Below are 19948 nucleotides of genomic sequence, written 5' to 3' on the forward strand. Positions count from 1 at the left end.
CTTTAACCCGCCCCCAAGATCCTGCGCTGGAGGCCCGTCGCCGCGGCCTCCAGCAAATCCAGACAGCCGTCAAAATCGCGGGTGTAATACGGATCCGGCACATCCTGCGCGGCGAGCCCCGGTGCCATCGGGGCGAATAACTCCACAGGCGTGGTGTTTCCACTCGGTCGCAGGTCTTCGACATTGCGCAGGTTTTCGCCATCCATAACGATGATGAAATCGAATTTCAAAAAATCCTCGGGCGTGAATTTCCGCGCCCGCAAGTCCGACATATTAATAGAACGTTTTTTCGCTGCGGCCTGCCTTGGGCCATATGGCGGAGCCCCTGTGTGAAAATCCGATGTTCCGGCACTGTCGGTTTCGATTTCCGGGCATTTATCCCGAACCAAAGCCTCTGCTGCGGGAGAACGGCAAATATTGCCGAGGCAGACAAACAGGATGCGTTTCATCAGATAGCCCCTTTCGATCAGAAATGATGGAATGCGAGGATTTACCCGGCGTAATCTCCGTGTCAAATCATACTCCGACAGGCCAAGCACGGACCAGCAGAAGGGCACAGTACCGATGACAAAAATCGTGATCCTGACCGGTGCAGGTATTTCCGCCGAAAGTGGGCTCGGCACCTTTCGTGATGAAGGCGGGCTTTGGTCGCAGCACAAGATCGAGAATGTCGCCACCCCGGACGGGTTTTCACGCGACCCTGGCTTGGTCCATCGCTTCTACTCCGCGCGCCGCCAGCAGGCTGCGCAAGCGGTCCCCAATGCCGCCCACGCCGCATTGGCGCGATTGGAGCGCGACTGGCCCGGTGATGTGGTGATCGTGACCCAGAATGTGGACGGCCTGCATGAGGCTGCCGGCGCTCATCGGGTTCTGCACATGCACGGGACACTCTCAGGCGCGCTCTGCGCCAATTGTCAGCACCGATGGACGGCACCGCCGGAGATGACGCCTGACACCACCTGCCCCGCCTGTGGCGCGCGCACGGCCCGCCCCGATGTGGTCTGGTTCGGCGAGCTGCCCTATCATATGGACGAGATCCTGACCCACCTGGAAGAGGCCGATATATTTGTCTCCATCGGCACGTCGGGACAGGTCTACCCGGCGGCCTCCTTCGTGCAGGAGGCCAGAATGCAGGGCGCAGAGACCATAGAGCTGAACCTGGAACCCTCAGAGATCAGCGACGCCTTCACACAGCGCCATTATGGCCCCGCGTCGGAGGTCGTGCCGCAGTGGGTCGCGCGCCTTCTGCCTGACCCGGCCTGACTCAGCCCAGCCTGCCTGACACCGCCCGCCGGATGCAGAAAGCCCCGGCGCAGGGGCCGGGGCTTTGCAAGATGGCAACGAGATCAAACCCGCGGCGATGGCCTGTCTCTTAGTTGGACTCGCCGTCGCCATGATCAGAATGGCCGTCATGATCGGCGTGACCTTCATGGCTGCCGTGGCCAGTCTTGGGCTGACGCGCCATATCGACCGGGATCTCGACGGTGACTTCACCGGCGCTCTCGAACACAAGCGTGACGTTGACGGTATCGCCGTCCTTCAGCTCGCGGGTCAGCCCCATGAACATCACATGGTCGCCGCCACGTTTCAGCTGATGGGTCTCGCCTGCCGAAATGGCAAAGCCTTCCTCCACATGCATCATTTTCATGACGCCATTTTCGTCTTCACTATGAGTGTGCAGCTGCACGCGCTTGGCCACGTCGGACCGCACACCAACCAGCCGGTCATCGACATCACTGTGATTGATGATCTCCATAAATGCGGCGCCCGCCATCTTGTTCGAGGCGCGCGCATAGGCATCCTCGATAATCATATGAGCAGAGGCGGCGCCCGCGAGGGCAAGGGTCGCTACGGTCGAAAGGGCAGCGGATAGGGTGAGGGATTTGAAAGACATCTCGTGTCTCCTTTGAAAACTGGGTGTTGGCCGGATGCCTTCGGCGCGGCCGATCTGAGTGTGATAGGTGCTTCAGATCAGACCAGCGGCGGCGCGCGCGCGCGGGCAACGAGAGCAGATCCGACGTCGCATTGCGCGCGCGGTGCAACCGGAGCGGCCCGCCGCGCGGTCGCATGCGGCGCCGTCAGCGCAGAAGGATCCTGAACCAAATCAAGGAGATGGGTGATGCAATCCGGGCAAATATGCGGCGCGCCCGTCGGTTCGCCATTTTCATCGACATAGACGCTCACCGGCCCGCTGCCGGTGCACAGGATCACCTGTCCCGTTGCATCACGCGCAAACCGGCTGGCGGCGGCACTATGGCCGGTCATCAGCAGGGCTGCAGCAAGCAGCAGGGCAATATACTGTCTGAGCCGTTTCATTGCGTTAGATATCTCAGGAAGCCCGCCCTGCCTCAAGCCTCAAGCGTATGTAACGGGCAAAGAGTTCGCGCCTGCGCGCCCAGCGCGGGTCTGAGGCTATCACACACGCAAAGACCGCCGTGCGAACGCACGACGGTCTTTATAATTCTGGGCAGGATCACAAGGACGCGTCAGACCAATCAGGCCTGAGCAGCTTGTGCCTTTGCAATCTCTTTCTTGACCTTCAGCGCAGTGTCGGACAGTTCAACGTCCTTCGCCTTTGCAAGGAAGGCGTCCAGACCACCGCGGTGATCGACAGAACGCAGAGCCGCTGCGGAGATGCGCAGCTTCACACCACGACCGAGGATCTCGGACTGCAGGGTGACGTCGTTCAGGTTCGGCAGAAAGCGACGCTTGGTTTTGTTGTTGGCGTGGCTGACATTGTTGCCAGTCATCGGGCCTTTTCCGGTCAGTTCGCAACGGCGCGACATGGTGTTATCCTTCGTATCTGCGGCGTCCCGACCTCTGTGTGGCCTGCCCGGCCGTGTGAAGTCAGTCGCCAAATTACAAGGGCGCTGCCATTGGCTGCGCCCGAAAACTGGTTGCATGCGTTTAGGAGGAATCACCGGGATGGTCAAGCCATATGCGACGCTTTTGTGGCAGTCCGACCGACATTCCTGCACCCTTCCCATCAGCGCTGGCGGCCTTGTACAATTTTCACCGGATCAGACAAGCCCCGAGGTCAGGCGATGTGCCTGATCGCGGCAGGCAGCCCCCCCGATATTCCCGACCTGCCCGCACCCGAGTCGTCAGCGATTGGTCACACCAAGCCCGGTCAGCAAATCCCGTGCTGCGGCCTGAGGTGTTTGCACCCCTTTGGCCACCTCGGCGGAGAGTTCGGTCATGCGGGATTTGGCCCAGGGCGTGTCGAGCCGCGCCAACAGCGCCTGACGCACCTCCTCGGCGAACCAGTATTGCGCCTGCGCCGCCCGGTTGCGATCCCAGTGGCCGCTTTGTCGCCGCCACTCAGCCAGGGCCTGGATCTCTGCCCAAGCGGTATCAAGCCCTGTCGCCTCCACCGCAGAGACCGTCAGCGCCTTGGGAAACCCTTCCGGGTCCTGGGGGCGCTTGCGCAGCAACCGCAATGCCCCGGCATAGTCGGCACAGGTGCGGGTGGCGGTGGATTTCAGATCACCATCCGCCTTGTTCACGAGAATCATGTCCGCAATCTCCATGATGCCGCGCTTCACCCCCTGCAGTTCGTCCCCGCCAGCAGGGGCAAGCAACAGCATGAACAGATCCGACAGCTCGGAGACCACGGTTTCAGATTGTCCCACCCCCACGGTCTCGATCAGCACCACGTCATAGCCCGCCGCCTCGCACAGGGCGACCGCGTCGCGGGTGCGGCGGGCAACGCCGCCCAGATGAGTCTGGCTCGGGCTGGGGCGGATGAAGGCTGCGGGTTCGCGGCTCAACCGCTCCATCCGGGTCTTGTCGCCAAGAATGGAGCCACCAGAACGCGCAGAGCTTGGGTCCACCGCAAGCACCGCCACGCGCAGCCCCTTCCCGACCAGCATCATGCCGAAGGTTTCGATGAAGGTGGATTTGCCCACTCCCGGCGTTCCCGACATCCCGATGCGCAAGGCCTGACGGCCACTTTTGTTGAGCGATGACAGCAGTTCGTCGGCTTGAGCGCGATGGTCCGCCCGCGCGCTTTCGACCAGCGTGATCGCCCGGGCCAGCGCCCGCCGGTCCGCGTTCAAGATCCTGTCACTCAGCTGTGCGATGTCCATGGCGCGCCTCTTGTCCTCACCGCGCATTGATGACGCAGGCAAGACGCGCTTGTCCAGTGGCGCCCGCCGCAAAACCCATAGAAAACCCAGCCGACAGTCTGCTAGAAATGACGCCGCTGTAACGGCACCATCGCCTTCCCTCGCGGCCCGTGGCTCCGCCTAGGTTCTCCGCGACCACCGAACGCGCGGCTTTGGACTGGACAAGGCGCTGATCGGCTCCGTTCATGATGCGATTCCGTTGAGGGGCGGCGTTACACTGTCTGGACCTCGCGCCTGCGATTGGCGATAAGCGCCGCCATGACACGGCTCCCCATCGATGACGCGCTGCCCGACCTGATCTCTGCCCTGCGCCGGAGCGGCCGCGCCGTGCTGCAGGCGCCACCGGGTGCGGGCAAGACCACCAAGGTGCCGCTGGCGATGCTGGAGGCGAAGCTGACCGAGGGTCGCATCCTGATGCTGGAGCCGCGCCGCCTCGCCGCCCGCACCGCCGCCGAGCGCATGGCCGCAACCTTGGGCGAAAGCACCGGCCAGACCGTCGGTTACCGGGTGCGCGGCGAGGCCAAGACCTCCAAGGCGACCCGCATCGAGGTGGTGACCGAAGGCATCCTGACCCGGATGCTGCAATCGGACCCGGACCTGCCGGGCATCGGTGCGGTGATCTTCGACGAGTTTCACGAACGCTCGCTCAACGGTGACCTGGGCCTGGCCTTCTGCCTCGAGGTCGCCGGCGCCCTGCGCGACGATCTGATGCTGCTGGCGATGTCCGCCACACTCGATGCCGGTCCGGTGGCCGCGCTGATGGAAGCGCCGGTGGTGACGTCCCAAGGGCGCAGCTACCCGGTGGAGACACGCTGGCTCGACAGTCCGCTACCCGCCCGGGCGCGTAAACTGGACGCGCTGGTGGACCTCGTGACCCGCGCCGAGGCCGAGACCCGCAACAGCGGCGGTGGTGGCGGCGGCCTTCTGGTGTTCCTGCCCGGAGAGGGCGAAATCCGCCGCGCCGCCAGCGCGCTGGAGCGCCGCCTGCCCGGCGATTGCCACATCCGCCCGCTGTTCGGCGCCCTGCCCTTTGCCGAGCAACGCGCCGCCATCGCCCCCGCATCCGAAGGCCGCAAGGTGGTGCTTGCGACCTCCATTGCCGAGACCTCACTCACCATCGAGGACATCCGGGTGGTGGTGGACATGGGACAGGCCCGGCGCGCGCGGTTCGATCCCGGCGCAGGCATGTCGCGGCTGGTGACCGAACGTGTGACCCGCGCCGAGGCCACGCAAAGACAGGGCCGCGCAGGACGGGTCGCCGAGGGCACCTGCTATCGGCTCTGGGCCAAGGGCGAAGAAGGCGCGTTGATGGCCTATCCCCCGGCAGAGATCGAGGCGGCCGACCTCACCGGACTGGCGCTGGAACTGGCGCTTTGGGGCGCAGAACCCGATGATCTGCCACTGTTGACCCAGCCTCCCACAGGCAGCCTGTCGGAGGCCCGCGCGTTGCTGCAGATGCTGGGCGCGCTGGATGGGCAGATGCGCATCACCGACCATGGCCGCGCGCTGGCTCGCCTCCCGCTGCATCCACGCCTGGCGCATATGCTGGCTGTGGCCGGCACGGACAGTGCCCTGCTTGCCGCATTGATGGCCGACCGCGATCCCCTGCGCGGCGCGCCGGTGGATCTGGCCCTGCGCCTGGAGGCCCTGCGCGATCTGCGCCGCTTTCGCGACCGCCGCCCCTATCAGGTCAAGACCCCCGCCCTCCAGGCGATCACCGCCGAGGCCAAGCGCCTGCGCACGCGGCGCGGCGGGCAGAACGACAGGGCCGCGAGCGCCAAGGGTGGACCCGCCGCATCCCTCACATCCGAGCCCCCTTCCCCCGCCGCCATGGCCGCGCTGGCCTACCCCGACCGGGTGGCACAGCGGCGCAAGGGCGATGACGCGCGCTATGTGCTGGCCGGGGGCAAGGGCGCGGTGCTGGATAATTCCGACCCGCTGGCCTCCGCCCCCTATCTGGTGGTGACCGACAGCGACGGCAACCCGCGCGAGGCAAGGGTACGGCTGGCGGCCCAGATCACCCTGCCCGAGATCCGCGGATTGTTTGCCGACCAGATCACATGGCAGGATGTCTGCAGCTGGTCCAAACGGGATCGTCGCGTGGTGGCGCGCAGGCAGGAACGCTTTGGCGCGCTGGTGCTGGAGGACCGCATCTGGAAGGACGTGCCGCCCGAGGCCGTGGCCACTGCCATGCTCGACGGGGTGCGCGATCTCGGGTTGCGCCTCTCCCCGGCGGCCACGCGGCTGGCCACCCGCGTGGAACTGCTGCGCGCCGAAGGACATGACCTGCCGGATTTCTCCGACGCCGGGCTGATGGCGAGCCTCGACGATTGGCTGCTGCCCATGCTCGGCGCTGTCCGCAACGACAGCGACTGGAAGGGCTTTGACGCGCTGCCCGCCCTGCGCGCGGCACTGACCTGGGATCAAACCCAGCTTCTGGACCGCGAGGTGCCGGGCAGCTTCATCACCCCGCTGGGGCGCAAGATCCCCATCGACTACGCCGGTGAGGTGCCGGGCATCGAGGTCCGGCTGCAGGAAATGTTCGGCGTCACGCGACACCCCACCGTGGCGGGCGTGCCGCTCAAGGTCACGCTGCTGTCTCCTGCCCGCCGCCCGATCCAGATCACCCGCGATCTGCCGGGGTTCTGGTCCGGCTCTTATGCCGATGTGCGCAAGGACATGCGCGCGCAGTACCCGAAACACCCCTGGCCCGAAGACCCGACCCAGGCCGAGGCCACCCTGCGCGCCCGCCCCCGGCGCTGAGATCGCAAAATTTGCACCAATTCGTATCATGCAGGCGCGGCACCCCCGGCCTGCGGTGTCATAAAACCGTTGCACTATCAGCCGAATTTGCATACTCACCATCGGTCAATCACATCCGTTCACCTTCAAGGACACCCGGTCACGCCGGACTGTTTATCACCCCGATGCAACGTTCCCTGCACAAGCTCTGGTTCCAGACACTGCGCCCCATGCTGTCGCGCCCGCGCCGACTGCAAGTGGCCGCGCTGTGTTATCGCCAGACGGGCGACGAGCGCGAAGTGCTGATGATCACCAGCCGCGACACCGGACGTTGGGTGCTGCCCAAGGGCTGGCCAATGGCAGGCAAATCCAGCGCCGAAAGCGCAGCGGAGGAAGCCTGGGAAGAGGCCGGCGTGCGCAAGGGGCGCTTTGATGACACCCCGCTTGGGCGCTATGAATATGACAAACGTCTCGACAGCGGCGCGGTCGAACCGCTGGAAACCCTGGTCTATGCACTGGAGGTTGAAGAGCTGTGCGATGACTTTCCCGAGGCACATGAACGCAGCCGCCGCTGGATGAAACCGTCCGAGGCCGCGGAACTCGTGAATGAGCCGCAGTTGCGCGATTTATTGAGCGTTTTTTGATCCTCTTGATCCGCGTGTCACATCTCCCCGCCAAAACGACTGCCATCGCACTGGGCCTGAACGTCGGCACTCCACCGACCGGCCCGGCTTGCGCGGCGCATCCTGAGGAGGCGACATGACCACAGGCCCCGACTGGAGATCCTTGGACAAGGACCTTGCCCGTCTCAATCAGACGGAGCGCGCGACAGGCTATGTGGTGCGTCCGCTGCTGGGGCTGGGGCTGGCGCTTGCTTTCATGGCCTTTGCCGGGCTTGAAGCTGCGCTGGTCATGGGCACCTCGCCCACCACCATCATGGCCATGGTGGCGGCGGTGTTTGGCGCTTATCTGGCGCTCAACATCGGCGCCAACGATGTGGCCAACAATATGGGCCCGGCGGTGGGCGCCAAGGCGCTTCCAATGACCGCCGCGCTGATCGCCGCCGCGCTGGCAGAGGTCTCCGGCGCGTTGCTTGGCGGCAGCGAGGTGGTCAACACCGTATCGCGCCGCCTGATCGACCCGACCGCAATGAACAGCCCCCAAGTGGTGGTTCTGGCGATGATGTCGGCGATGATCGCATCGGCGCTCTGGGTCAATCTCGCAACCTGGCTGTCTGCCCCTGTTTCCACCACCCAGAGCATCATCGGAGCCATTCTGGGCGCCACCTGCGCCGCCGCGGGCGTCGCAGCAGTCGACTGGCTGACCTTCAGCAGCATCGCCACCAGCTGGATGCTGTCCCCGCTGATCGGCGCTGCGCTGGCAATGGCGCTGCTGGCCTTGATCCAGCGCCTGATCAGCCGCCGGGACGACAAGATGGCCGCCGCCCGGCGCTGGGTTCCAGTTCTTCTGGCGGGCATGGGCGGGGCCTTTGGCACCTTCTTCGCGCTGAAACTACCGGACACCATCGCCACCGTCACACCTGAGCAGGCTCTCGGCGTTGGGGCACTTGCAGGCGGGCTTTCTTTCATGATCGCCCGTCCAGTCATCCGCTACCGCGCCGCGCAGCTTGAACACCAGAAGGGCGCTATCAAGGCCTTGTTCCGCCTGCCATTGGTCATCGCAGCGGTGCTGATGTCCTTCGCTCATGGTGCCAATGACGTGGCCAATGCAATCAGCCCGCTGGCCAGCATTGTTCAGGTCATGGGCCAGGAAAGCATTGGCACCCACCCTGCCGAAATCGACGCCTTTGCCCCGATCAGCGTACCGTTCTGGGTGCTGATCATCGGCGCACTCGGCATGGCCATGGGGGTACTGCTGTTTGGGCCGCGCCTGATCAACATGGTCGGCACGCAGATCACCAAGCTCAATCCCATCCGCGCCTATTGCGTCTCCACCTCCGCCGCCCTGACGGTCATCGTCGCAAGCTGGCTCGGCCTGCCGGTCTCCTCCACACATGTGGCGGTCGGCGCGGTCTTTGGTGTCGGTTTTTATCGCGAATATGCGGCCGCCCAGACCCGGCGTGCGGGCGGGAAATCAAACCGCCCCGGTCTGCCGCGCGAAGATCGCAGTCGCCGACGTCTGGTGCGGCGCAGCCATGTGTTGACCATTCTGGCGGCCTGGCTGATCACGGTGCCGCTCTCTGCCATGGTCTCGGCGCTTGTGTTTACGGTGCTGCGTTTCTTTGCAGGCTGAGCCGCGCGGTCATCCATCGCATGTCCCTTGCCGCGACCTTAGGTGGTCCCTCCGACCCTGTGCCCTGTTGTCTGCTGGCGCCTTCTCCTCCGACAGCGCCGACGATGACAGCTTCGCGGCGACCGGGCAGAGCTGTGCCGGTTCCGGCAGGCATCGCCCTCATACTGATCCGGTGACGTCGCGCCGTGCCCTCACCTCTAGGCACGGCGCATCAAGATCACGCATCAATGTCTCAGCGTCATTTGCGATCACCAGTGGACCCTGATCAACGCGATGCAGCCAGAGCGCCGCATCGCTCGAGCGGGCTGCGCCGCAGCTCGATCTGATAGGACAGGACAGCGGACAGAACTTTACGGTTCGGAACATGCCCCGCCGCCTAGAGACCGGCGCAAGAGCCCGCCGCAGCAGGCTCCCCCATGTCAATGACATGTCCGTCGACCATCTGGCCTCTTCCCGGCGCATTGCAGTGTCCGCACCCTGACTGAGCCATCCCGGCCAGACCAGATGTGAACCGCCTGCGCAAATGCACCGCGCCGGGCCAAAGGCCCGGCGCTACGCCCAACGGGCGGATCTGCATTTCAATGCAGGTGCGACGGGCGGGAGCCTCCCCGCCGCGACCTCATCGATGCCGGCGGATCAGACGCCGAGACACCAGCGCATCACGGCCTTCTGCGCGTGCAGGCGGTTTTCGGCCTCGTCGAAGATCACCGATTGCGGCCCGTCCATCACCGCAGAGGTCACCTCTTCCTCGCGGTGCGCCGGCAAGCAATGCATGAACAATGCGTCCGGCTTGGCGTGCGCCATCAGCGCATCATTGACCTGATAGGGCCGCAGCATGTTGTGGCGCCGCTCCTTGGAGGACTGGCTGTCATGCATCGACACCCAGGTGTCCGCCACCACCAGATCGGCACCCGCCACGGCCTTGGCCGCGTCGCGTTCGATGGTGATGGTGGAGCCCGCCTTGCGCGCCAGACCGATGAATTCCTCCTCCGGGTCCAGTTGCGACGGGCCGGTGAACGTCAGGTCGAAGCCAAACTGCCCCGCCGCATGCAGGAAGGAGGCGCAGACATTGTTGCCATCGCCGGTCCAGACCACCTTCTTGCCCTTGATGGGGCCGCGATGCTCCTCATAGGTCTGGATATCGGCCATGATCTGGCAGGGGTGGGTGCGATCGGTCAGCCCGTTGATCACCGGCACATCGGAATATTCCGCCATCTCGGTCAGCACCGTCTCGTCAAAGGTGCGGATCATGATCAGATCGACGTAGCGCGACAGCACCCGCGCGGTGTCGGCGATGGTCTCGCCGTGCCCCAACTGCATATCCTTGCCGGACAGCACCATGGTCTCACCGCCCATCTGGCGCACGCCGACGTCGAACGACACCCGGGTCCGGGTCGAGGGTTTCTCGAAGATCAGCGCCACCATGCGCCCCGCAAGCGGCTGGTCGTCGTCGGGGGTGCCCTTGGGGCGACCGGCGCGGGCGGACTTCATCTGTGCGGCCTGATCGATGATCTGGCGCAGGTCGTCGGGAGAGGTCTTATGGATGTCGAGGAAATGGTTCATGAGATGTATCGCTTTGTTGTGCCGGAGGAAACGCGGGGACCAGTCCCCGCACCCCTGAGGTATTTGGGAAAAGATGAAGGTCAGGCAGCCTCGACCGCCGTAGCGGCCGCATCGAGGCGCAGGACGGCCTCCTCGATATCCGCATCGGTGATGGTCAGCGCGGGCAGCAGGCGGATCACATTGTCGGCGGCGGGCACCGTGATGACCTCGGCGGCATAGCCTGCCTTGACCACATCGGCGTTCACCGCCCTGCATTTCAGCCCAAGCATCAGGCCGGAGCCGCGCACCTCCTCGAACACTTCGGGGTGCGAGGCCACCAGCCCTTCGAGCTTCTGGCGCATGAGGCCCGCCTTGCGGTTCACCTCCGCGAGGAACTCCGGCGCCGCCACGTGATCCATCACCGCGCAGCCCACCGCGCAGCCCAGCGGGTTGCCGCCATAGGTGGAACCATGGGTGCCCGCAGTCATGCCGGAGGCGGCCGTTTCGGTTGCCAGCACCGCGCCCAGCGGGAAGCCGCCGCCGATGCCCTTGGCCACCATCATGATGTCCGGGGTGATGCCCGCCCATTCATGGGCGAAGAGCTTGCCAGTGCGGCCCACCCCGCATTGGACCTCGTCGAGGATCAGCAGGATGCCGTGTGCGTCGCAGAGCGCGCGCAGGTCCTTCAGCTCCTGATCGGGCATCGGGCGGATGCCGCCCTCGCCCTGCACCGGCTCCACCAGAACTGCCGCGGTGGTCTCATCAATGGCGGCCTCGACAGCCTCGGCGTCGCCCCAGGGCAAATGCACAAATCCCGGCAGCAGCGGGCCAAAGCCCTTGGTCATCTTTTCCGATCCCGCCGCCGCGATGCCGGCGGAGGATCGACCGTGGAAAGACCCCTCGAAGGTGATGATTTCCACTTTCTCCGGTTGGCCCCGCTCGAAGTGATATTTGCGCGCCATCTTCACAGCCAGCTCGCAGGCCTCGGTGCCGGAATTGGTGAAGAACACCGTATCGGCAAAGGTTTCTGCCACCAGCTTGTCCGCCAGCGCCTGCTGTTGCGGGATCTCGTAGAGGTTGGAGACATGCCACAGGTTTTGTGCCTGGCTTGTCAGCGCCTCCACCAGCGACGGATGCGCATGGCCAAGCGCGTTCACCGCAATGCCGGAGCCGAGGTCCAGGAAGCGTCGACCATCCGCCTCGATCAGCCAGGAGCCTTCGCCTTTGACGAAGGTCAGGGGCGCCCGATTATAGGTCGGAAGAACGGAAGCGATCATCTGGATCATCCTTTGCAGTGCGGTCTAACAGGGATCAGGACCAAATCAGTGCCCCACCACGGGGCGACGGTCAATAACTGGTCCGGTCTGGGTTTGAGAAGGTCGCGCCCTCTTGATGAACAAGCGAGGCGCGCGGGATCAAAAGCGCTGCGGGTGGCAGCGTGTCAGGCACAGTGGCGTCGACGTCGAGTCGACAGGAGGCATGCGTGTTTGATCATAGAAAGGCTCCATAACGGAAGCTTTGCCGCCTGAAAACCCCCTTTGGCACCCGGTGGCGCACAAAATGGCATCCGGTCGCCCGTCATTGCGTCAGACAGTGCGTCGCAGACCGCAGCCTTTGCGCTTGCCTTTGCGGCCCAGCTCGCGCACCGCTTGTACCATGACGCATATGACCCCACAGAATCCCCCGCTGGCCGCCGCGCTGATCCTGCTTGCGACCGTCTTCATCGCTGGCACCACATTGCTGGCAAAGTCGCTCGGCACCGACACGCTGGGGCCGCCGCTGCACCCGCTGCAGATCAGCCAGGGGCGGTTTGTCTTTGCCTTCATCGGGATTTCCACCGCCGTGGTGGTGATGCGCCAGAAGATCCGGGCGCCGCATTGGGGGCTGCACATCGGGCGGTCGACCTTCGGCTGGGGCGGGGTCACCTTGATGTTTGCCTCCGTCGCCTTCATCCCGCTGGCGGATGCCACGGCGATTTCCTTTCTGAACCCGGTGATCGGCATGCTGCTGGCGATCCCATTTTTGGGCGAGAAAGTCGGCCCCTGGCGCTGGCTGGCCGCGGCGATTGCCCTGGGCGGCGCCATGGTGCTGCTGCGTCCAACACCAGAGAGCTTTCAACCCGCCGCGCTGCTGGCGCTTGGGGCGGCGCTGGCCATGGGGGCGGAGCTGATCTTCATCAAGAAACTGGCAGGGCGCGAGCCACCGCTACAGGTCCTTTGGGTCAACAATCTGATCGGCATGGTGATCGCCAGCACCGCCGCGATCGCCGTCTGGCAGATGCCGACGCTGGCTCAATGGGGCGCACTGGCGGCGCTTGGCGGGCTGATGGCCTGCGCGCAGGCCTGTTTCATCAACGGTATGGCGCGGGCGGATGCGTCCTTTGTGGCGCCCTTTGCCTATGGCACGCTGGTCTTTGCCGCGATCTATGACGCGGCGATCTTTGGCGTATTGCCGGATGCGATCACCGTGCTTGGGGCCTGTATCATCCTGTCCGGTGCGGCGCTCTTGGCCTGGCGCGAGAGCGTCAATGGCAAGCGTCCGTCCGTGACCCTGCGCCGCCCCGCGCCCTGACCCGTCAGCACATTCAGGATCAGGCCTTCAGGCGGTAGCCGGTACGCAGCATCTGCCAGGCCAGCGCCGTGATGGCGGCGGTCGCACCAAGGCACACCAGCGCGCCAAACAGCGGATCGCTGTCGGAGACACCAATCATTCCGTAGCGCACCCCGTCGATCAGGTAGAACACCGGATTGACGTGGGAAATCGCATAGAGCACCGGCGGCAGCGCCTCGACCGAATAGAAAGTGCCCGACAGGAAGGCCAGCGGAGTCACCACGAAATTGGTGATCGCGGCCATCTGGTCGAACTTCTCGGCGAACACCCCGGCGACGATACCCAGCCCGCCAAGGAAGGCCGCGCCCAGCACCACAAAGCCCAGCGCCACCAGCGGATGTGCCGGCACCAGCCCGAGGAACAGCACCATCCCCAGCCCGATTCCCAGCGCCACCAACGCGCCGCGTGCAATCGCACCGCAAAGATAGCCCAGCAGGATCTCCAGTCCCGACAGCGGCGGCATCAGCGTGTCGACGATATTACCCTGCACCTTGGAGATCACCAGCGACGAGGAGGTATTGGCAAAGGCGTTCTGGATCACCGTCATCATCATGATGCCCGGCGCGATGAACGACATGAAGGGCACCCCCATCACGTCGCCCCGGCGCGGGCCGATGGCAATATTGAAGATCAAGAGGAACAGCGCCGCCGTCACCATCGGCGCCACCAACGTCTGGGTGTAGACCACCAAAAAGCGCTTGATCTCGCGACCGGCAAGGGTCTGCAGCCCCAGCCAGTTGATCCGGCCGAACCGGCGCTCGCCCACTTCGATACGAAAGCTCATCTGCGTGCTGTTGTCGGACATGCCACCCTCATTTTCTGTATCCTGCCTGCATAATGGCTGTTTTCAGGGATGCAAGCTGCGGATCTGACCGCAGTCGGACCTGTTCATGACTTGTATCTCGCCCGTCAGTAATTAATATAGCGAGGTAACTTGGAATTCGATGGCGGCCACAGGACCCCTGAGGCCGCTATCCGCTTTGAAAGGCACCTAATGTCCTGGACAGACGAGCGCGTCGAACTGCTCAAGAAAATGTGGGGCGAAGGCCAGTCGGCCAGTCAGATCGCAAAGGAACTCGGTGGCGTGACCCGCAACGCGGTCATCGGCAAGGTTCACCGTCTCGGTCTGTCCAACCGCACCACGACCAGCAGCAGCAAGCCTGCAGCTGAAGCAAAGGAAAAGCCCGCGCCGAAGGCTCCCGCTAAGCCGAAGGTCCAGCCAAAGACCGAACCGGCCCGCCCGGTGACGCCGGAACCCGTTGCGGCGGAGGCCCCCGCGGTGGAGCCGAAGCCTTCGACCCATACGCGCAAGCAGATCATCCCGGCTGGCCAGCCGCTGCCGCCGCAGCCCTCGGCCAACGAGATCCCCGCCGAGGCGCTAGCCAAGGTCAACGAGATCGAGAAAAAGGCCAAGCGGCTGACCCTGATGGAGCTGACCGAGCGCACCTGCAAATGGCCCGTGGGCGATCCCGCGACCGAGGACTTCTGGTTCTGCGGCCTGCCGGTGCAGCAGGGCAAACCCTATTGCGAGGCCCATGTCGGCGTCGCGTTCCAGCCGATGAGCTCGCGCCGCGACCGCAAGCGCTGAGACTTCGGAACGATCAACATGCAAGACCCCGGCGCCCTTCGGCACCGGGGTTTTTCTTTTACCGGGAGACTGGTGGCACGCTCAGGGATGCATCTGCGCGCCCTTGGTGATCTTGTCGACCAGCTTCCGCTCCTCGCGCAGCGCCAGGCCGACCAGGTTCAGATCCGCCGTGGCGTATTCCGCCACCACAGCCCGGTTGGCCGCATCATCTCCAGTCGAAAACATCTCTTCGGTGTAGATCGACAGCGCCGCACCGCGTGCTCCGGCGCGGTCGAAGATCTTGCGAATCCCCGGCGCATCGGTGCCCAGCACGATCACCGGCTGCACCGCCAGCGCGTTGTAGCCAATGCCGTCGCCGTCCCGGTACCGCTCACCGATCAGCCCAGGAGTTGCGCCCACGATCCCCGACATCAGAAACGCGGTGACATTCAGCTTCTGCCAGGGGGCGAGGTCCGCACGCAGGACAATAGCGATCTTGGTGTCAAACTGCATCGCTCAACCCCCTGCCCGCAGGCGCTTGGGCGCGGAGACGGTCAGGGCGCTGTCGGCATCGCCGGTGTTGAGCGTCCCCGCCGGCTCCACCATCACCACCACCGGCTCCGGGGTCAGGGCGCGGGGGCGATGTTCCACGCCGCGCGGCACGCAGAGGAAATCGCCCTCTCCCAGCTCCACCACGCCATCGCGGAAATCGAGGGCGATGCGCCCGCGCAGCACCAGAAACGCCTCGTCTTCCGACCTGTGGCTGTGCCAGTCGAAGCGGGGGCCGAATTTGGCGACCTTGATCTGGGCGTCGTTCACATCCGCCACGATATGCGGATCGAAGACCTGTGAAATCTGCGCCTCCACGCGGTCGAGTATATTGAGTTTTTCGGGTGGCACGGGGATACTCCTTCTTTAATTCACCAACCGGCCCGCGCAGGGCCAGCCGGACGTGGTCCGCGCCGCACCGGGACTGCTCTCCGATGACCGACACGTGCTCAGGCTCCGAAACTGCCATGCCGCGCCCATGCGGTCTTGAACGATCCTGCGCCCTGCCCGGTGCGGGCGACTGGCTGCGCGTCGCACCAAAGGAGACCGGGCTGGAGCGGATCGAGGCGCATTTTGACGGCCATGCCTATGGGCTTCACCGCCACGACAGCTACGCCATCGGCTACACACTCGACGGGGTGCAGAGCTTCCGCTACCGCGGCGCCCGCGCCGACAGTCTGGCGGGCAATGTGATCGTGATCCACCCGGACGAGCTGCATGACGGCGAGGCCGGTCAGGAAGGTGGGTTTTCTTACCGGATGCTCTATCTGGAGCCCGCCCGCATCCGCGAAGCACTTGGCCCTGCCGCCCGCAGCCTGCCCTTTGCCAAAGATCCGGTGCTGACCAACCCTGCCCTTTTGCAGGCGCTGCACATGGCCTGCGCCGACATGGACCGCACGCTGGAGCCGCTGCAACAGGATCAGGTGATCGCGCTTCTGGCACAGGGGGTGCTGTCTCAGGACAAGAGCGCCGGGCGTGCCCGCCGCGCCCGTATCGACATGCGCGCGGTGGATCGCGCCCGCGACTATCTCGACGCCCATGCGACGCGGGTGGTGCCCTCCGAAGAGCTGGAACAGGTCACTCAGCTGGATCGCTACAGCCTGTCGCGACAGTTTCGCGCCGCGCTTGGCACCAGCCCCTACCGCTACCTGACCCTGCGCCGGGTGGAGCGCGCGCGGCAGGCGATTCTGGCCGACATACCCCTAGCCGAGGCCGCCGTTTTGGCCGGTTTCAGCGATCAGCCCCATATGACCCGCCAGTTCACTGCCGCCATCGGCATGTCACCGGGCCGCTGGCGACGTCTGTGTCGGCCAGACTAAGCGCCGCCCATCAAAAAAGCCCCGCACAACATGCGGGGCTTCGGCGGGCCATCCGGCCATAATCCCGACCAGGATCAGCGAATCAGTTCTGGGCCGGTGCGGGCGAGGAGAAGTTTGGGATCGTGCTGGTCGAGGCGGGCGCCGGGTCGATCTCCGGCCAGTTGCCCTCGGCCAAGGTAATGTTGCCCGGAATGTCCTCTTCCCAGAAGCCAACCACATTCGTGGTGATGTTCAGATAAAGCTTGTCGTCGATGATACGCCACAGGTTCGGGTTGCCCGGCACCTTGCCCCCCTTGGAGACGCCATAGGCGCAGTGACCATCGTACTGGGGCGCGTAATGCGCAGGGTTTTCCAGAAACATGTCGCGGTTCTCTTCGCTGGCAAAGGCAAAGGTCGCACCGTTGTAATCGGCAGTGATCTCCGCCTTGCCCGGAACCGCGGCGGGCTGCGCCTCGCCGACCGGAGCCTGCGTCAGGCTGCGATAGGCAACCACATCATAGCCGGAGGCCGCATAGCCTGTCTCATCGACGAATTGTTCGCCTGCAAACGCTGGCAGGCCAAGGGTCAGGGCTGCCACTGCAGCCAAAGCGAAACGTTTCATGCGAATTCCTCTCCTCGGGCGCCGCGGCGCACCATAAACTGAGACACCTGCAGTAAGCGCAGGATCTGAGGAGAAGATACTCGAAGCATCGTCCTTGCGAAGCCGCTCTCACGCGCCTGTGTTGGCAGACGAGCCTGCGTGAGATCGCTGTGATGATGCGGAAACGGCGCGTCGGCCTCAGCTGTTTCGAGCCCGCCCAATGCGGCCAAGATGAGTGAATTCAAACCCTTGCATCGTTTTTAGCCCATAGCCCAGCATCCGGTCAAAGCCGCAATGCGCCAACCATAGCGCGCCCAGCTCCCATCCGAGCGGCGCATGCCACAGGTGCCCCAGCGCCAATGTGACAGCGCCGAAGGCATAGACATGCACCAGATTGTAACAAACCGCGCCAAAGCGCCGACCAAACAGATACCCGAGAAAGCTCAGATCCAGCGCAAAGAACACCAGCACCGCCGCCCAGACCGGCAGCACCGTCTCCGCCCCGGCATAAAGCCAGATCCCAACGGCGCAAATCACCGCGCCTTCGGCCTTTTGCCAGCGGATGACGGACTGCTCCGGCACGTCCATCAGTCCAGCCTACGCACCACGATCTGGTTGCCCTCGCCACGCCGGGTTTCCAGGATCTTCATGGTGGCGATCAGATCCGACAGCTTGCGCTTGCCGTAGCTGCGGGTGTCGAAATCCGGGCTGGCCGCGGTGATATACTGGCCGATCTGGCCCAGAGAGAACCACTCGTCCTCCTGGCTGATCGCATCCATCGCGCGCAGCACCAGCTTTTGCGGATCCTCCAGCTCTGCCGGGGCCTCGTCGTCCTGCGCCGCGGCAGTCTGTTCCGTGATCTGGTCGCTGGCAAGTTCGCTGGCCTGTTCCGGCGTGGCGCTGCTGGCATGGGCTGCCGGTTTCTGACGCGGTCGAGAGGGTTTCGGCACCTCGTTCAGCAGGTTCTCCACATAGATGAACCGCTTGCAGGCCCGCACGAAAGCCGCCGGCGTCTTGCGCATGCCCATGCCGTAGACATCCAGACCCTGTTCGCGGATGCGGCTCGCCAGGCGAGTAAAATCGCTATCCGATGAAATCAGCACAAACCCGTCGAAGCGACCCGAATGCAGGATGTCCATCGCATCGATCACCAGCGCGATGTCGCTGGCATTCTTGCCGGTGGTATTGGCAAATTGCTGATGCGGCACAATGGCATAGGCCGCAAGCTTCTCCTTGCTCCAGCCCTGTGGGCCACCGCCGGAAAAGTCGCCGTAGATGCGCCGGATGCTGGCTTCGCCAAGCGAGGCGATCTCCTCGAACATGGCCTCGGCATGTTTGGCAGAGATATTATCCGCGTCGATCAGGACCGCCAGAAGGGGTGGTTTTTCGCTATTGGACATCGGAGATCCTGTCTGTGAAAGGGCTTTGTCCATACATACCCGCATGACAGGAAATGGAAACCGGGCATGGCGCGATCCGTGGAATTCTTCGCCGTTTCAGGCCGGGAGAGCCCCCGGTGTCGGAAAATTTACCGCACCAGACCTTCCAGTCATTGGAATTTTCATTATTGTCCCCATCTGATTTGGGACGCTGCCCCGGGACGTCTGCTTCACGACACCCCAGCATGGGTGGCTACGCTACCATAGTCTGACACGTAACATGATGAGGCCCTCCATGAGCGATACGACCTACACCCCTCCGAAGGTCTGGACCTGGGATCAAGCAAGCGGTGGCAAGTTTGCCTCCATCAACCGTCCCATCGCGGGTGCCACCCACGACAAGGAGCTGCCCGTTGGGGATCACCCGTTCCAGCTCTATTCGCTGGCCACCCCCAATGGCGTCAAAGCGACCGTGATGCTGGAAGAGCTGCTGGAACTGGGCGTGAAAGACGCCGAGTATGATGCCTGGCTGATCAACATCGGTGATGGCGATCAGTTCGGCTCCGGGTTTGTCGAAATCAACCCGAATTCCAAGATCCCGGCGCTGCACGACCGCTCTGGCGAGGCACCGGTGCGCGTGTTCGAAAGCGCATCGATCTTGATGCATCTGGCCGAGAAGTTCGGTCATTTCCTGCCCAAGGACGGCCCCGCCCGCACCGAGGTGATGAACTGGGTGTTCTGGCAGATGGGCTCTGCGCCCTATCTCGGCGGCGGCTTCGGCCATTTCTACGCCTACGCACCGGAGAAATTCGAATACCCGATCAACCGCTTCACCATGGAAGCCAAACGCCAACTGGACGTGCTGAACCGCGAATTGGCGGGCAAGACCTATCTCGGCGGTGAAGAGTATTCGATCGCCGATATCGCGATCTGGCCCTGGTATGGTCAGCTGGTTCTTGGGCGTCTCTATGATGCGGCAGAGTTCCTGGACGTGGAAAGCTACGAGCATGTGATGCGGTGGGCCAAGGCGATCGACGCCCGCCCCGCCGTGCAACGCGGCCGCATGGTCAACCGATCCTTCGGCGAATTGTCCTCGCAATTGCGCGAACGCCATTCGGCGGAGGATTTCGCAACGCGGACCCAGGATAAGCTGGAGTCCGAAGCGGCGGAGTAACTTCGACCGCCCAGAACATCTGCAAAGCCGCGCCGCATCCCGGCGCGGTTTTCTTTTGCTCCGTTGGGCCTTGGTCCGTGACATATCCCAGATAGGGGAGGCCTCC

At 64.1% G+C, this 19948-nt stretch carries 21 protein-coding genes; 8 read left to right on the forward strand and 13 right to left on the reverse strand.

Annotated features, from left to right (window positions below; all coding sequences use genetic code 11):
• Positions 1-2: 2 nt before the first annotated feature.
• The gene (locus R1T40_RS09025) at positions 3-452 is read right to left on the reverse strand and encodes a low molecular weight protein-tyrosine-phosphatase (RefSeq protein ID WP_317386966.1); all 450 of its coding nucleotides are present in this window, start codon (positions 450-452) and stop codon (positions 3-5) included.
• A gap of 112 nt (positions 453-564) precedes the next feature.
• Here R1T40_RS09025 and R1T40_RS09030 point away from each other — a divergent pair, with 112 nt between their 5' ends.
• The gene (locus R1T40_RS09030) at positions 565-1263 is read left to right on the forward strand and encodes an NAD-dependent deacylase (RefSeq protein WP_317386676.1); all 699 of its coding nucleotides are present in this window, start codon (positions 565-567) and stop codon (positions 1261-1263) included.
• Between the two features lie 109 nt (positions 1264-1372).
• Here R1T40_RS09030 and R1T40_RS09035 read toward each other — a convergent pair whose 3' ends face one another.
• From R1T40_RS09035 to meaB, 4 genes are all read right to left on the reverse strand, one after another.
• Positions 1373-1894, reverse strand: a complete 522-nt coding sequence (locus R1T40_RS09035; RefSeq protein ID WP_317386677.1) for a copper chaperone PCu(A)C — start codon at positions 1892-1894, stop codon at positions 1373-1375.
• 77 nt (positions 1895-1971) lie between these two features.
• Positions 1972-2316: a hypothetical protein gene (locus tag R1T40_RS09040; protein ID WP_317386678.1), complete on the reverse strand. Its 345-nt coding sequence runs from the start codon at positions 2314-2316 to the stop codon at positions 1972-1974.
• Positions 2317-2495: 179 nt separating this feature from the next.
• Positions 2496-2786 carry a 50S ribosomal protein L28 gene (rpmB, locus tag R1T40_RS09045; protein ID WP_106162957.1) on the reverse strand — a complete coding sequence of 97 codons (291 nt, stop codon included), beginning with the start codon at positions 2784-2786 and terminating at the stop codon, positions 2496-2498.
• A gap of 318 nt (positions 2787-3104) precedes the next feature.
• Entirely contained in the window at positions 3105-4088 is a 984-nt protein-coding gene (gene meaB / locus R1T40_RS09050; protein ID WP_317386679.1) for a methylmalonyl Co-A mutase-associated GTPase MeaB, read from the reverse strand.
• A gap of 297 nt (positions 4089-4385) precedes the next feature.
• Here meaB and hrpB point away from each other — a divergent pair, with 297 nt between their 5' ends.
• From hrpB to R1T40_RS09065, 3 genes are all read left to right on the forward strand, one after another.
• On the forward strand, positions 4386-6890 hold the full coding sequence (gene hrpB, locus R1T40_RS09055; RefSeq protein ID WP_317386680.1) for an ATP-dependent helicase HrpB: 2505 nt from the start codon (positions 4386-4388) through the stop codon (positions 6888-6890).
• Positions 6891-7054: 164 nt separating this feature from the next.
• Complete coding sequence (locus R1T40_RS09060) at positions 7055-7513, forward strand: NUDIX hydrolase (protein WP_317386681.1); 459 nt, start codon at positions 7055-7057, stop codon at positions 7511-7513.
• Positions 7514-7628: 115 nt separating this feature from the next.
• Complete coding sequence (locus tag R1T40_RS09065) at positions 7629-9122, forward strand: inorganic phosphate transporter (RefSeq protein WP_106162960.1); 1494 nt, start codon at positions 7629-7631, stop codon at positions 9120-9122.
• A 636-nt stretch (positions 9123-9758) separates the two neighbouring features.
• On the opposite strand, the gene argF is transcribed toward R1T40_RS09065, so the two are convergent.
• Entirely contained in the window at positions 9759-10685 is a 927-nt protein-coding gene (gene argF, locus R1T40_RS09070; RefSeq protein ID WP_317386682.1) for an ornithine carbamoyltransferase, read from the reverse strand.
• A gap of 80 nt (positions 10686-10765) precedes the next feature.
• Positions 10766-11941 carry an aspartate aminotransferase family protein gene (locus tag R1T40_RS09075; RefSeq protein WP_317386683.1) on the reverse strand — a complete coding sequence of 392 codons (1176 nt, stop codon included), beginning with the start codon at positions 11939-11941 and terminating at the stop codon, positions 10766-10768.
• Between the two features lie 379 nt (positions 11942-12320).
• Between R1T40_RS09075 and R1T40_RS09080 the strand changes: the two genes are divergently transcribed.
• Positions 12321-13235 carry a DMT family transporter gene (locus tag R1T40_RS09080; RefSeq protein WP_317386684.1) on the forward strand — a complete coding sequence of 305 codons (915 nt, stop codon included), beginning with the start codon at positions 12321-12323 and terminating at the stop codon, positions 13233-13235.
• Between the two features lie 19 nt (positions 13236-13254).
• On the opposite strand, the gene R1T40_RS09085 is transcribed toward R1T40_RS09080, so the two are convergent.
• Positions 13255-14079 carry an ABC transporter permease gene (locus R1T40_RS09085; protein ID WP_106162963.1) on the reverse strand — a complete coding sequence of 275 codons (825 nt, stop codon included), beginning with the start codon at positions 14077-14079 and terminating at the stop codon, positions 13255-13257.
• A gap of 189 nt (positions 14080-14268) precedes the next feature.
• On the opposite strand from R1T40_RS09085, the gene R1T40_RS09090 reads away from it, so the two are divergent.
• The gene (locus R1T40_RS09090; protein ID WP_106162964.1) at positions 14269-14862 is read left to right on the forward strand and encodes a GcrA family cell cycle regulator; all 594 of its coding nucleotides are present in this window, start codon (positions 14269-14271) and stop codon (positions 14860-14862) included.
• Between the two features lie 81 nt (positions 14863-14943).
• On the opposite strand, the gene R1T40_RS09095 is transcribed toward R1T40_RS09090, so the two are convergent.
• Positions 14944-15354 carry a DUF2000 family protein gene (locus R1T40_RS09095; protein WP_317386685.1) on the reverse strand — a complete coding sequence of 137 codons (411 nt, stop codon included), beginning with the start codon at positions 15352-15354 and terminating at the stop codon, positions 14944-14946.
• Between the two features lie 3 nt (positions 15355-15357).
• Entirely contained in the window at positions 15358-15741 is a 384-nt protein-coding gene (locus tag R1T40_RS09100; RefSeq protein WP_317386686.1) for a cupin domain-containing protein, read from the reverse strand.
• Between the two features lie 83 nt (positions 15742-15824).
• On the opposite strand from R1T40_RS09100, the gene R1T40_RS09105 reads away from it, so the two are divergent.
• Positions 15825-16709 carry an AraC family transcriptional regulator gene (locus tag R1T40_RS09105; protein WP_317386687.1) on the forward strand — a complete coding sequence of 295 codons (885 nt, stop codon included), beginning with the start codon at positions 15825-15827 and terminating at the stop codon, positions 16707-16709.
• An 82-nt stretch (positions 16710-16791) separates the two neighbouring features.
• Here R1T40_RS09105 and R1T40_RS09110 read toward each other — a convergent pair whose 3' ends face one another.
• The 3 genes from R1T40_RS09110 to R1T40_RS09120 all read right to left on the reverse strand — a co-directional run bounded on the left by R1T40_RS09110 (position 16792) and on the right by R1T40_RS09120 (position 18689).
• Positions 16792-17310, reverse strand: a complete 519-nt coding sequence (locus R1T40_RS09110; RefSeq protein WP_317386688.1) for a YHS domain-containing (seleno)protein — start codon at positions 17308-17310, stop codon at positions 16792-16794.
• A gap of 177 nt (positions 17311-17487) precedes the next feature.
• The gene (locus tag R1T40_RS09115; protein ID WP_106162969.1) at positions 17488-17877 is read right to left on the reverse strand and encodes a DUF4260 domain-containing protein; all 390 of its coding nucleotides are present in this window, start codon (positions 17875-17877) and stop codon (positions 17488-17490) included.
• On the reverse strand, positions 17877-18689 hold the full coding sequence (locus R1T40_RS09120; protein ID WP_106162970.1) for an NYN domain-containing protein: 813 nt from the start codon (positions 18687-18689) through the stop codon (positions 17877-17879). The genes R1T40_RS09115 and R1T40_RS09120 overlap by 1 nt, the downstream gene beginning before the upstream one ends.
• 274 nt (positions 18690-18963) lie before the next feature.
• Here R1T40_RS09120 and yghU point away from each other — a divergent pair, with 274 nt between their 5' ends.
• The gene (gene yghU, locus R1T40_RS09125) at positions 18964-19842 is read left to right on the forward strand and encodes a glutathione-dependent disulfide-bond oxidoreductase (protein ID WP_106162971.1); all 879 of its coding nucleotides are present in this window, start codon (positions 18964-18966) and stop codon (positions 19840-19842) included.
• Positions 19843-19948 lie beyond the last annotated feature (106 nt).

This window comes from Tritonibacter scottomollicae, assembly GCF_032924845.1.
GTDB classification, from domain to species: Bacteria; Pseudomonadota; Alphaproteobacteria; order Rhodobacterales; family Rhodobacteraceae; genus Epibacterium; species Epibacterium scottomollicae.